Origin of the sequence: Streptomyces sp. NPDC059080 (assembly GCF_042739975.1) — a bacterium.
Lineage (GTDB): Bacteria > Actinomycetota > Actinomycetes > Streptomycetales > Streptomycetaceae > Streptomyces > Streptomyces benahoarensis.
The window spans coordinates 374,602-386,547 of the sequence record NZ_JBHYGX010000001.1 but is presented as its reverse complement, the minus strand read 5'-3'; the positions used below and the strand labels follow the sequence as shown (position 1 = coordinate 386,547).

At 75.1% G+C, this 11,946-nt stretch carries 8 protein-coding genes and 1 tRNA gene; 5 read left to right on the top strand and 4 right to left on the bottom strand.

From position 1 onward, the window contains the following. Nucleotides 1-496: 496 nt before the first annotated feature. A complete protein-coding gene (gene idi / locus ACFWWQ_RS01160) occupies nucleotides 497-1,108 on the top strand; it encodes an isopentenyl-diphosphate Delta-isomerase (RefSeq protein ID WP_384588064.1) in 612 nt (203 codons plus the stop codon). 136 nt (nucleotides 1,109-1,244) lie between these two features. Here the strand turns inward: idi and ACFWWQ_RS01155 are convergent, their stop codons facing one another. The 3 genes from ACFWWQ_RS01155 to ACFWWQ_RS01145 form a co-directional block, all read right to left on the bottom strand. Then, on the bottom strand, nucleotides 1,245-1,958 hold the full coding sequence (locus ACFWWQ_RS01155) for an HdeD family acid-resistance protein (protein WP_384588061.1): 714 nt from the start codon (nucleotides 1,956-1,958) through the stop codon (nucleotides 1,245-1,247). 122 nt (nucleotides 1,959-2,080) lie between these two features. After that, nucleotides 2,081-2,154: transfer RNA gene (locus ACFWWQ_RS01150), tRNA-Met, on the bottom strand. A gap of 79 nt (nucleotides 2,155-2,233) precedes the next feature. Then, nucleotides 2,234-3,877, bottom strand: coding sequence for an ABC-F family ATP-binding cassette domain-containing protein (locus tag ACFWWQ_RS01145; protein ID WP_384588058.1), 1,644 nt, complete (start codon nucleotides 3,875-3,877; stop codon nucleotides 2,234-2,236). 53 nt (nucleotides 3,878-3,930) lie between these two features. On the opposite strand from ACFWWQ_RS01145, the gene ACFWWQ_RS01140 reads away from it, so the two are divergent. The 3 genes from ACFWWQ_RS01140 (at nucleotide 3,931) to ACFWWQ_RS01130 (ending at nucleotide 8,283) form a co-directional block, all read left to right on the top strand. After that, nucleotides 3,931-4,779: an enoyl-CoA hydratase/isomerase family protein gene (locus tag ACFWWQ_RS01140; RefSeq protein WP_384588055.1), complete on the top strand. Its 849-nt coding sequence runs from the start codon at nucleotides 3,931-3,933 to the stop codon at nucleotides 4,777-4,779. Further along, nucleotides 4,776-5,645, top strand: coding sequence for a hypothetical protein (locus ACFWWQ_RS01135; protein WP_384588052.1), 870 nt, complete (start codon nucleotides 4,776-4,778; stop codon nucleotides 5,643-5,645). Before ACFWWQ_RS01140 ends, ACFWWQ_RS01135 begins: the two co-directional genes overlap by 4 nt. 199 nt (nucleotides 5,646-5,844) lie before the next feature. After that, nucleotides 5,845-8,283 carry a Tex family protein gene (locus ACFWWQ_RS01130; RefSeq protein WP_384588157.1) on the top strand — a complete coding sequence of 813 codons (2,439 nt, stop codon included), beginning with the start codon at nucleotides 5,845-5,847 and terminating at the stop codon, nucleotides 8,281-8,283. Between the two features lie 111 nt (nucleotides 8,284-8,394). Here the strand turns inward: ACFWWQ_RS01130 and ACFWWQ_RS01125 are convergent, their stop codons facing one another. Continuing rightward, a complete protein-coding gene (locus tag ACFWWQ_RS01125; protein ID WP_384588049.1) occupies nucleotides 8,395-10,557 on the bottom strand; it encodes an FUSC family protein in 2,163 nt (720 codons plus the stop codon). Between the two features lie 263 nt (nucleotides 10,558-10,820). Here ACFWWQ_RS01125 and ACFWWQ_RS01120 point away from each other — a divergent pair, with 263 nt between their 5' ends. Beyond that, nucleotides 10,821-11,816 carry an FAD-dependent oxidoreductase gene (locus ACFWWQ_RS01120; RefSeq protein ID WP_384588046.1) on the top strand — a complete coding sequence of 332 codons (996 nt, stop codon included), beginning with the start codon at nucleotides 10,821-10,823 and terminating at the stop codon, nucleotides 11,814-11,816. Nucleotides 11,817-11,946: the final 130 nt, after the last annotated feature.

Genomic DNA, 11,946 nt, shown 5'->3' with positions numbered 1-11,946 from the left:
GAATGCTGACAAGGCCGCGCCGGCCGGTCCGCATTCGGCACGAACTACCCGGGCAGTGGGCGCGGCACACCTCGCCCCGTGGGGCCGGTGGCACGTCGGCAGAGGCTATCGGATGCGGGTTGAGGCCGTTCACCGCGGATTCACCGCACGATCGGGTGACCGACGGCTGCGCCTGCCGCGATCATCATGGTGGATCGGGTGGCGCCGGAACAACTGGCGACCGGTGCGGCGGCACGTTCCGGCGCCGGTTATGCGGGGGCTGGTCACGGGTGGTGCGGGTTGATCCGTGACGCGTCCGGCACATCCCGGGAGCCGCGCGGGTGCCCTGGCCGGAGGCGTGCGCCGGTTTCTCGGGGCCCGCGCGGGATGTGGACCTTCTCACGGGCGGACGGGGACGGGGCCCGGCGACGCGGGCACACCGCCGCGCGGCGCCTGAACCGTGACGGGGACGGCGGTGGGGCAGACTTGGCGTCGAAGACCGACGACAAGGATGGGCATGCCGATCACACCTGCCAACGGACAGACCGCCGAGCTCGCGGCGGTGAACGCACCGGACGGCGCCGCCGGGCCGATCATGCTGGAGCTGGTCGACGAGGACGGTGCGACGATCGGCACCGCGGAGAAACTCGCCGCCCATCAGGCCCCCGGGCAGCTGCACCGCGCGTTCTCGGTCTTCCTCTTCGACGAGCAGGGGCGGCTGCTGCTGCAGCGCCGGGCACTGGGGAAGTACCACTCCCCCGGCGTGTGGTCCAACACCTGCTGCGGCCATCCGTACCCGGGCGAGAAGCCGTTCGCGGCGGCCGCGCGCCGGACGGCGGAGGAGCTGGGGCTGGCGCCGTCGCTGCTGGCCGAGGCGGGCACGGTGCGCTACAACCACCCGGACCCGGCGTCCGGCCTGGTGGAGCAGGAGTACAACCACCTCTTCGTCGGGCTGGTGCGCCAGGTGCCGGAGCCGGATCCGGCGGAGATCGGCGAGATCGCGTTCGTGACGCCGCAGGAGCTGGAGAAGCGGCACGCCGAGGGTCCGTTCTCCGCGTGGTTCATGACCGTGCTGGACGCGGCACGTCCGGCGGTGCGGGAGCTCACGGGGGCCGCGGCGGGCTGGTAGGCCGGTAGCAGCAGGCCACGGCGGGTGGGCCGGGAGGCGTCCTCACAGGTCGAGTGTGGGGAGTGGGCCGGCCCGGCCCGGCCCACCGAACACAAGTCAGCGCCAATCGGCACCCGACCGATTCAGCGGGTTTTACTCACTCGGATGACCGATTCTGTCGCTTCTGCTTCTTCGTCAGGGAGCTCCAGGGCGCGGCGGACGCATGTTCCGAGCCATTCGCCACGCCCTGCCCCGTCCGGCCCGGCCCGTGGCGGGCCTCGTCGTACCGGCCCTCCTCGACCATGCCGACGATCCGGCGTCCGCCGAACCCCATCGCGAAGAGGCCGAGGCCGTCGAAGAGCAGCGCGAGGGAGATGAAGATGCCCAGCACATAGCGGCTGCTGTGCGGCCAGTTGCTGAGCACCAGGATGCCCAGCAGGAGGTCGAAGACGCCCTGCACCAGCGTCCAGCCGAACTGCGGCCCGCGCACCACCACCCCGCCGACCAGCCGGTATACGCCGCCGGTCAGGAAGAGCAGCGCGGCGAACATCGTCAGCGCCGCCGCGGTCACATCGGGCCGGACGATCACCACGACACCGGCGGCGAGGTTCAGCGCCGCCACGATGACCGCCAGCCAGACGAAGTTCGACCCCCGCGCCTGGAGGGCGTGCAGCAGCCCCACCGCGCCGCCGATCAGCAGCAGCCAGCCGAAGAGCAGCATCGAGGTGAGGGTGGCGAGACCTGCGTACGCCAGGCCGACCGCGCCCGCGATGACCAGGACGATGCCGAGCGCCATCAGCCTGCCGAAGCCGCGGCCCAACTCGGCGGAGCGCTGCTCCGGCGTACGGTCGCGAGCGGATCTGCCGGTCATCGCCGCCTCCTCCAAAAGCCCACTTCGTCCCGGTATACCGCGTTTCGGCGGGCGGGGCAGAGCGAGCGGGGGACGGGAACGGCGAAGGCCCGGTGCCTGGGCACCGGGCCTTCGCCTGTGAGTAGCGGGGACAGGATTTGAACCTGCGACCTCTGGGTTATGAGCCCAGCGAGCTACCGAGCTGCTCCACCCCGCGTCGGTTCGCCCCACCATACGGGCCGCCCGGCGCAGGACCAAATCGATGATCGGAAACCGCCCCGCCGCTGGTCACCGCGTCACACCGCCCGGTCGGTGACCGTCCCGGCGTCGACCTCGATCCGGCGGGTGGTGTGCACCGCGTCCAGCATCCGCCGGTCGTGTGTGACCAGCAGCAGCGTGCCGCCGTACGACGCGAGCGCGGACTCCAGCTGCTCGATGGCCGGGAGGTCGAGGTGGTTGGTCGGCTCGTCCAGGACGAGGAGGTTGACGCCCCGGCCCTGGAGGAGGGCGAGGGCGGCACGGGTCCGCTCCCCCGGCGACAGGGTGTCCGCCGGACGCAGCACATGCGCCGACTTCAGCCCGAACTTCGCCAGCAGGGTGCGTACGTCGGCGGGGGCCATCTCCGGTACGGCGGCGCGGAAGGCGTCCATCAGCGGGGCGTCGCCGGTGAAGAGGCCGCGGGCCTGGTCGACCTCGCCGACCACCACGCCGGGGCCCAGCGCCGCCGCGCCCGCGGCCAGCGGCAGCCGGCCGAGGAGCGCGGCGAGCAGCGTCGACTTGCCGGAGCCGTTGGGGCCGGTGATCGCGACCCGGTCGCCCCAGTCGATCTGGAGGTCCACCGGACCGAAGCGGAAGGTGCCGCGTTGCGCCTCGGCGCCGCGCAGGGTGGCCACCACGGATCCGGCGCGGGGCGCGGCGGCGATCTCCATCCGCAGCTCCCACTCCTTGCGGGGCTCCTCGACGACGTCGAGCCGGTCGATCAGGCGCTGGGTCTGCTTCGCCTTGGCCGCCTGCTTCTCCGTGGCCTCCACCCGGCCCTTGCGGGCGATCTTGTCGTTGTCGGGGGCCTTGCGGCGGGCATTGCGGACGCCCTTCGCCATCCAGTTGCGCTGGGTGTGCGCGCGGGTCTCCAGCGACGCCTTGGTGTCGGCGTACTCCTCGTACTCCTCGCGGGCGTGGCGCCGGGCCCGCTCGCGCTCCTCCAGGTAGGAGGCGTAGCCGCCGCCGTAGGTGTTGACCTGCTGCTGGGCGAGGTCCAGCTCGACGACGCGGGTGACGGTTCGGGTCAGGAACTCGCGGTCGTGGCTGACCAGGACCGTCCCGGCGCGGAGCCCGGAGACGAAGTCCTCCAGGCGGCGCAGTCCGTCGAGGTCGAGGTCGTTGGTCGGCTCGTCGAGGAGGAAGACGTCGTAGCGCGACAGGAGCAGGGAGGCGAGGGAGGCGCGGGCGGCCTGGCCGCCGGAGAGGGCGGTCATCGGCCGGTCGAGGCCGGTGGTCAGGCCCAGCTGGGCGCAGGTCTCCTCGGACCGTTCGTCGAGGTCGGCGGCGCCGAGGGCGAGCCAGCGCTCCAGCGCGGTGGCGTACGCGTCGTCGGCGCCGGGGCGCTCGTCGACCAGCGCCTGGGTGGCGGCGTCGAGATCGGTCTGGGCGCGGGCGACGCCGGTGCGGCGGGCGAGGAAGGCACGGACCGACTCGCCGGGGCGGCGGTCGGGCTCCTGCGGGAGGTGGCCGACGGTGGCGGTGGGCGGACTGAGGGCGAGGGCGCCCTGCTCCGGGGTGTCCAGCCCGGCGAGCAGACGCAGCAGCGTCGACTTGCCCGCGCCGTTGGCGCCCACGAGTCCGATCACATCGCCGGGGGCGACGACCAGATCCAGGCCGGAGAAGAGGACGCGTTCACCGTGGCCGGCGGTGAGGTCTTTGGCGACGAGAGTGGCTGACATCAGACCACCGATCGTAGCGGCCCGGCCGCCGGTGGTCCCTCTAATATCCGGGCATGGAACCGGGCCTGAACACGCATGTCAGCGACGGCACAGCGACCGTCGTCCTCAGCAATCCCGCCAAGCGCAACGCGATGACGCCACGGATGTGGCGGGAGCTGCCCCCGCTGCTGGCACGGCTGGCCGCGGACGGCGCGGTCCGGTCGCTGGTGCTGACCGGCGAGGGCGGGACGTTCTGCGCCGGTGCGGACATCGCGTCGCTGCGGCAGGGCGCGGGCGAGGCGCAGCAGCTGTCGGTCGCGGCGGAGGAGGCGGTGGCGGCCTTTCCCCGGCCGACGCTGGCGGCGATACGGGGGCACTGCGTGGGCGGCGGCGCGCAGTTGGCGGCCGCCTGCGATCTGCGGTTCGCCGAGGAGGGCGCGGTGTTCGGGGTGACTCCGGCCAAGCTGGGCGTGGTCTATCCGGCATCGGCCACCCGGCGGCTGGTGCGCCTGGTGGGGCTGTCGGCCGCCAAGTACCTGCTGTTCTCCGGGGAGTTGATCGACTGTGCGCGGGCGCTGCGGACCGGGCTGGTCGACGAGGTGAGCGCGGCGGACGGGCTGGACGCGCGGATCGCGGAGTTCACCGCGGTGCTGGCGAGCCGGTCGTCGATGACGCAGACGGCGGCGAAGGAGCTGGCCGACGGCGTGTGGGACGTCCCGCCGGAGGAGGCCGTCCGCCGGGCCGCGCACTGGGCGGCCCGGGCGCACGCCGGCGGCGACACGGCGGAGGGGGGCCCCCGCGGGCGGGCTCGCACCGCCCGCGCCCCCCCGGCCGCGGGCGGAGTGGTGGGGGGGGGGGGGGGGGGGCCCCCCCCCCACCGCCCTTCCCGCCATACCAACGGGTCGGTAACCTGCCTGGCATGACCTCTGCGACCTCTCTGGCGCCGCGCGCCGGACGGCACTGCCACCACGTCGTCAACCCGTTCCACTCGACGCACTACTTCTCCCCCGACCTCGGCGCCGAGCTGGCGAAGACCGGGATCGAGAACCGCAGCGCCGGGTACTTCGCCGTCCGCGCCGCCGCCATGGGCGCGGTCGGCCCCGGCACGGTCACCGCGACGTTCTACAACTTCAGCCACGCCCTGGTCGCCCGGCACGTCCCCGCCGTCTGGGACACCGTCACGCCCGAGGCCGTCCTGGAGGCGCGGCTGCGGGCGGCCGACACCACGCTGCGGCGGCTGCTGGGCGAGCAGGCGCTGGAGTCGCCGGAGATGGCCGAGGCGGCGGAGCTGGCACTGCGCGCCGCCGGGGCGGGCACCCGGTACGCCCGGCCGCTGTTCGCCGCCCACGCCGATCTGCCGGTCCCGGACGCCCCGCACCTGGCGTACTGGCACGCCGCGACGCTGCTGCGCGAACACCGCGGCGACGCCCATCTGATGGCGCTGCTCGACGCGGAACTGGACGGCCTGGAGGCGCTGGTCACCCATCACGCCAGCGGCCGCGGCATGAGCTACCTGGGCGTCATGCGCACCCGCGGCTGGACCGAGGAGGAGTGGGCCGCCGCGCAGGAGCGGCTGCGCGGGCGCGGACTGCTGGACGCCGGCGGCGAGTTGACCGAGGCCGGGCTGCGGCTGCGCGAGGACCTGGAGGACACCACCGACCGGCTGGACCGGGCACCGTACGAGCACCTCGGCGCCGAGGGCGTGGCGCGGCTCACCGAGATCGGTGGGGCGTTCACCCAGGCGGCGATGGCGGCGGGCGCGTTCCCGGCGGAGCTGTTCGGCCGGTAGGCCCCGCTCTCCGGCCGATCACCGGCCGCACGCCCGTCCGCCGTTCCCGTACGGGAGCGCCGGGCGGGCGTGCGCCTTCTCACACCCCGGCGCTCCCGGCCGGGCGGTGCGACACCGCGGCCGGTGAACCTGCACAATGCAGGCTCAAGCGAGCGCGGGAAGGCGGGTCTGGTTCAACGTGACGGCATCCACCGAGGTCATGGTGTCCATCGAAGCGAGGATCGCCGGGGAACTCGGCGTCAAGGAGCGGCAGGTGATGGCCGCGGTCGCGCTGCTGGACGGCGGCTCGACGGTCCCGTTCATCGCGCGCTACCGCAAGGAAGCCACCGAGATGCTCGACGACGCGCAGCTGCGCGCGCTGGAGGAGCGGCTGCGCTATCTGCGGGAGCTGGAGGAGCGGCGCACCGCGATCCTGGAGTCCGTACGGTCCCAGGGCAAGCTGGACGCGGCGCTGGAGGAGCGGATCCGGGGCGCGGAGTCCAAGGCGCGGCTGGAGGACGTCTACCTCCCGTACAAGCCGAAGCGGCGGACGAAGGCGCAGATCGCGCGGGAGGCGGGGCTGGAACCGCTCGCCGACGGTCTGCTGACCGACCCGTCGGTGGAGCCGCAGGCCGCCGCGGCGGCGTTCGTCTCCGCCGACAAGGGCGTCGCCGATCCGGCCGCGGCGCTGGAGGGCGCGCGGGCCATCCTGACCGAGCGGTTCGGCGAGGATGCGGACCTCATCGGTGAGCTGCGCGAGCGGATGTGGTCGCGCGGCCGGGTCGGCGCGAAGGTCCGCGACGGCAAGGAGGAGGCGGGCGCGAAGTTCGCCGACTACTTCGACTTCGCGGAGCCGTTCACCGACCTGCCCTCGCACCGGGTGCTGGCGATGCTCCGCGGGGAGAAGGAGGAGATCCTCGACCTCGCGCTGGAGCCGGACGCGGAGCCCGTCGAGGGCCGTACGTCGTACGAGCAGTCCATCGCCGCGAAGTTCCGGATCGCCGACCGCGGGCGGCCCGCCGACGGCTGGCTGCTGGACACCGTCCGCTGGGCCTGGCGCACCCGCGTCCTGGTCCACCTCGGCATCGATCTGCGGCTGCGGCTGCGCCAGGCGGCGGAGGACGAGGCGGTGCGGGTCTTCGCGTCCAACCTGCGCGATCTGCTGCTGGCGGCGCCCGCCGGGACGCGCGCGACGATGGGCCTGGACCCCGGTTTCCGTACCGGCGTGAAGGTGGCCGTGGTGGACGCGACCGGCAAGGTGACCGCGACCGAGACGATTTACCCGCATGTGCCGCAGCAGAAGTGGGACGCGTCGCTGGCCACGCTGGCGCGGCTGGCGAAGGAGCACGACGTCGAGCTGATCGCGATCGGCAACGGCACCGCCTCCCGCGAGACGGACAAGCTGGCCGCCGATCTGATCGCCGCGCAGCCGGAGCTGAAGCTGACGAAGGTGATGGTCTCCGAGGCGGGCGCGTCGGTGTACTCCGCCTCGGCGTTCGCCTCCCAGGAGCTGCCGGGGATGGATGTGTCGCTGCGCGGCGCGGTCTCGATCGCCCGGCGCCTCCAGGACCCGCTGGCCGAACTCGTCAAGATCGACCCGAAGTCGATCGGCGTCGGGCAGTACCAGCACGATCTGTCCGAGGTGAAGCTGTCGCGGTCGCTGGACGCGGTGGTCGAGGACTGTGTGAACGGCGTCGGCGTGGACGTCAACACCGCCTCCGCGCCGCTGCTCTCGCGGGTCTCCGGCATCAGCTCGGGCCTGGCCGAGAACATCGTCGCGCACCGCGACGCCAACGGCCCGTTCCGCTCCCGCAAGGCCCTCAAGGACGTGTCACGGCTCGGCCCGAAGGCGTACGAGCAGTGCGCGGGCTTCCTGCGGATCCGCGGCGGCAACGATCCGCTGGACGCCTCCAGCGTGCACCCGGAGGCGTACCCGGTGGTGCGCCGGATGGCCGGGGCGGCGGGCGGTGCGGTGGGCACGCTGATCGGCAACACCGCGGTGCTGCGGTCGCTGCGCCCGGCCGATTTCGTCGACGACGCGTTCGGTCTGCCGACCGTCGGCGACATCCTCCAGGAGCTGGAGAAGCCGGGCCGCGACCCGCGTCCGGAGTTCCGGACCGCGACGTTCAAGGACGGCGTGGAGAAGATCGGCGACCTCGCGGCGGGGATGATCCTGGAGGGCGTGGTGACCAACGTCGCGGCCTTCGGGGCGTTCGTGGACGTCGGTGTCCACCAGGACGGTCTGGTGCATGTGTCGGCGATGTCGAAGACGTTCGTCAAGGACCCGCGCGAGGTGGTCAAGCCCGGCGACATCGTGCGGGCCAAGGTCCTCGACGTCGACATCCCGCGCAAGCGGATCTCACTGACGCTGCGGCTGGACGACGAGCCCGGGCGCGACGGTAAGGCGGCCGGTGAACGGCGCGGCGGCGGTGAACGGCGCGACGGGCAGCGGCCGGGCGGACAGCGCTCCGGCGGGAGCGGCGGCGCACCCCGATCGGGCGGCGCACCCCGGTCGGGCGGCGCACCCCGGTCGGGCGGCGGCCGCGGCGGCGACCGCCGGGGCGGCCAGGGCCCCGCGCCCGCCAACGACGCGATGGCCGACGCGCTGCGCCGGGCCGGTCTGCTCGGCGGCGGCGAGGGCGGCGGCCGGCGGCGCTGAGCGGGGCCGGGGCCCGGCGGGCGTGGTGGGCCGTCCCCGCGGAGGCCCGGCCGGCGGGGAAGCCGAGCCATCGGTACCGGCCCACGGCCCAGCCGTGCGGCCCGGGCCCGTTCAGACCGCCCCCGTGTGGCCCCGCATCCGTTCCAGTTCGGCCGCCACGTCGGTGAGCGTGGCGCAGTCCGGGACGGGTGCGACCGGCCGGTCGTGAAGGTGCGGCAGGCGGCGGCCGGGGTCGGCCAGGGCACCGGCCATCGCGGACAGCGCCTCGCCCAGCCGGGCGGCCTCCTCGGGGCTGGGCCGCCGCGCACCGTGGTCGATACGGATCGCGGCGGCGGTCGCGGCGTCGACGATGCGTTCGGCGGCGGCGAGGATCGCGGGCCAGTCGGGGGTGCGGTCGCGGGCGGCGAGGAGTTCGGCGGCGGCGGTCTCGGCCGCCGTCCGGGCCTGGCCCAGGGCGTGGTAGGCGTTCCGGCGCAGCGCCAGCCGCTCGGCGGTGGTCCCGGCGCCGGGCTCGGCCGCCAGGACGTGCCGCAAGAACGCCTCGGTGGCGTGCAGCGCCGACACCGCCCGCTGCGCGATACCGCGGCGCGGATCGGCCAGGCGCGGCAGATGGCCGACGACGAGGACGATGCCGCAGGCGATGGCGGTGTCCGCGATCCGCTCCCCCGCCGCCTGGGGGTCGCCGCCCACCCAGACGAACGCCAGCACCATGAAGGTGATCGCCGAGGTCTGCAGCGCGAAGTGGCGGGTGGCGAACGGCAGCACCGCGCCGCCGATGCCCGCGGCGAGCGCCGGCCACCAGGAGCCGGGCAGCACCGCGCCGCCCAGCGCGAAGATCAGGACGCCCGCGACGGTCCCGGCGAAGCGGTTGACGGTCCGTGAGAACAGCGGGCCCAGATCGGGCTTGACCAGGAAGGTCGCGGTGGCCGGGAGCCAGTACCAGTGCTCGGGGTGGAGCAGCAGCGCGACCGCCGTGCTGGCACCGATGCAGACGGCGACGCGCAGCCCGTAGTCGCGGGCGGCGGGCCCCAGCAGATCGCGGCCGCGGCGGGTACGCCGGTCCAGGAACCCGCGGACCCGACCGGGCAGGGCGCGCCACCGGCCCGGGCGGCGCGGCCCGGATGCGGTGGGCGGCGACACCACCGGGGCCGGCCGGCCGGCCGGCGCAGGCTGCGCCGACGGTTCGTACGGCATCGACGCCGCGACCGGCCCGTACGGCGTCGAAGGCCCGTACGGCGTCGAAGGCCCGTACGGCGTCGAAGGCCCGTACGGCGCGGACGCCTCACGCGGCTCCTGCGCCCCGTACGCCGCCGACGGCTCCGACCGGGCGAAGACGACAGCGGCGGCCAGCAACGCGCGGTCGAAGGCGCCGCGCGCGGCCGAGCTGTTCGTGGGAGCGGAAAGGCGCCCGGGTGCCTCGCCGGTGCGCAGCGCCGCGGCGAACCGGCGGGGACTCTCCGCGACCGCGGCGGGCAGCGGGCGGCCCTCCCACAGGAGCGCCACGCTCGCCTCGCAGAGCGCGGTCGCCGCCGCGAACCGCTCGGCCAGCAGCGCCTCTTCGGCACGGACCGCGCGGCGCAGCAGCCGGTCGGTGAGGCGGCGCAGCCGCAACGCCTCGTCGGCCCGGTCCAGGGCTGAGGTCAGACGGCGCCGGGCCGGTTCCGCGCCCTCCCCTCCGATCGCGGTCAACGCATCGGCCAGCGCGTCGAAGACGGCGGCGACGGCGGCCCGCTCGCCGCCGAGGGCACCGCCGGCCGGCCGCGGGGAGCGCAGTACCAGCCGCAACAGCAGCAGCCAGGCGCAACCGGCGAGGACGTACAGGCTCTTCGCCCACGGCGCGCCGGGCAGCGGCATGCCCGCGCCGAGGACGGCGGTGGCCAGCATCTGCATCCCGGCGGTCGAGCGGACCGGCCCGGCCACGCTCGCGACGCCGGAGACGAAGGCGACGGCGCACAGCGCGGGCACCGTCCACCACCCGGCGTGCGCGGACTGCAGCGAGGCGCCGATCAGGGTGCCGAGGCCGCAGGCGAGGGCGGGCAGCCCGATGTGGACCATGCCGGTGCGCCGGGTGCCGGGCCGGTCGTTGACCCCGGCCATCATCGAGCCGAGCCCGGTCAGGACGCCGGGCACGGGGTGGCCGGTGGCGATCCCGGCGCCGAGCAGCGGGCCCGCGCAGAGCGCGCCGCGGACGACGGCGGGCCACGGCACGGGCAGGCGCTGCCAGCGGAACGGGTGGGCGAGCCAGGCGGGAACGGCCCGCGGGGCGCGGGGCATGTGCCTCCTCAGTCGACGGATGACGCACACGATCCGAGGGGCGACATCGGCCGACGGTGCTGGTCCCCAGCCTAAGGTCTGTCCCATCATCCCTGGTGAGGCGGCCCTTGGGGCGTGCCTCGGGCCCGGGGCGTTCGCCCGTCGCGCGCCGCCCCGCCGAAACCGCGCCCGCGCCCGAACCGGGCCCGGTCACCCGGTCGCGTACGCCGTCCGTGGGCGGGCCCACTCTCGCCCGGTCGGACGACAGCCGATAGCGTCCAGGCATGACGAGCGAGGCGAACGACATTCTGGTGATCGGTGGCGGTGTCATCGGTCTGACCTCGGCAATCGCGCTGGCCGAGGACGGGCACCGGGTGCGGCTGGTGAGCCGGGACCCGGCCGCCGACTCCACCTCGGCGGTGGCCGGCGGGCTGTGCTGGCCCTACCGCATCCGGCCCCACGGCCCCGCGGTGCGGTGGTCGCTGCGTGGCTTCGAGGTACTGGCGGAGCTCGCCGACCGGCCGCGGGAGACGGGTGCGCGGATGGTGGCCGGGACGATGACGGAGCCCGCGGCCACCGGCGGACCGGAGGCCGATGCCGATCCGCTCGCCGCCTGGTATGCGGCGGTGCCCGGCCTGCGGCGGGCCCGCCCCGACGAGGTGCCTGAGGGCCACACCGGCTGGCGGGCCCGGACCCCGCTCCTCGACATGCCGACGCATCTGCACTACCTGGAGCAGCGGCTGCGCGCGGCGGGCGGCGTGGTGGAGCGCGCCACGTTCACCTCGCTCGCCGAGGCGGGCCAGGAGGCGGCGACGGTGGTGAACTGCTCGGGCCTCGGCGCCCGTGAGCTGGTGCCGGACCCGCAGGTGCACCCGGTGCAGGGCCAGTTGGTCGTGGTCGCCGACCCGGGCGTCGAGGAGTGGTACGTCTCCGCCGCCTCGGGCGCCACGGACACGACGTATGTCCTGCCGCAGCCGTACGGCGTGGTGATCGGCGGCACCGCGCACGAGAACGCCTGGTCGACGGAGCCCGACCCGGCGGTGGCCGAGGCGATCGTGGCGCGCGCCGCCCGGCGGTTCCCCGCGCTCGCCGGGGCCGAGGTCCTGGCGCACCGGGTGGGGCTGCGGCCCGCCCGTGGAGCGGTCCGCCTGGAGGGCGAGCGGCTGCCCGGCGGCGCCTGGTGCGTGCACAACTACGGCCACGGCGGCGCGGGCGTCACCGTGGCCTGGGGCTGCGCCGACGAGGTCCGGCGGCTGGTCCGGGAGGCACCGGCGGCATAGCCAGGGGTGGCGCGACCGCCGGGCCGGGCCCCCGCGGGCGCGGGGGGCGCCGGGGGCCCGGTCCCCCCGGCGGCCCCCCCCCCCCCCGGGACCCCAGTGGGTTATGAGTGGGGGTTTAAAAAAAAGTGGC